The sequence below is a fragment of the Methylophaga sp. UBA5088 genome (assembly GCF_002414625.1).
Taxonomy (GTDB): Bacteria; Pseudomonadota; Gammaproteobacteria; order Nitrosococcales; family Methylophagaceae; genus Methylophaga; species Methylophaga marina.
In genome coordinates, this window is sequence record NZ_DIAC01000033.1 from 677 (window position 1) to 1,380 (window position 704).

Annotated in this window: 1 protein-coding gene; it reads left to right on the forward strand. The window is 39.6% G+C overall.

The features are described 5' to 3' along the window. Window positions 1-82 precede the first annotated feature (82 nt). The gene (locus B4K20_RS04745) at window positions 83-517 is read left to right on the forward strand and encodes a hypothetical protein (RefSeq protein WP_289282056.1); all 435 of its coding nucleotides are present in this window, start codon (window positions 83-85) and stop codon (window positions 515-517) included. The last annotated feature ends 187 nt before the right edge of the window (window positions 518-704 follow it).

Sequence of the window (704 nt, forward strand, 5' to 3'; positions counted from 1 at the left end):
ACCCCTGTCGAATTTGAGATTATCCCTGAAGCCATAGAGGCAATTGTCGGGGACATACCTACCGATTCTGGAGACGTTTAATATGTCGATAATACGAACAGATGCACAGGCTGATGCCCTGGAAATTCTGAAATTACTCATACAAACAGTCGATTTTTACCGTGCCATGGGTGAAGAGTTAAGCAAAGAAAATATTCAGCACCAGCTATTTGATATCGCAGATGAACGTGAAACGTTCATTACCTCTTTTCAGCAAGTCACCAAAGAACTCGGCGACTTACCTTCCACACCCGATGCTGACAGAGAATGGATTGAAGAAATCGGTGGAAAACTGACTCAACTATTTTCGGATGATCCTAAAAATGCGATTGAAGAAAAATGTCTTGAGAAGGATGAAGTACTGGCCAACCTTGTTAATAACACCACACTCGGTGAACAATCAGCAGAAATCAAACAACGCTTAGACGCACTCAATCAACACTTGATAAGCTCAAAAGCGCGTTTAGCTGGAGACTAGGACTAAGCTCACAGTGCTGATATTCAATTAGAATCCAAAAGCGACCAATATGCAGGCACTATTTTTCATCCTAAACTCAAACTGTTGGCCCTATAATTCTATAAATAAAAAATGACTTTCATTAATAATCAACGTGCTAGACTTTGAAAATGAATTACAAGGCTGCCTGTTTAATATTTATTATGAG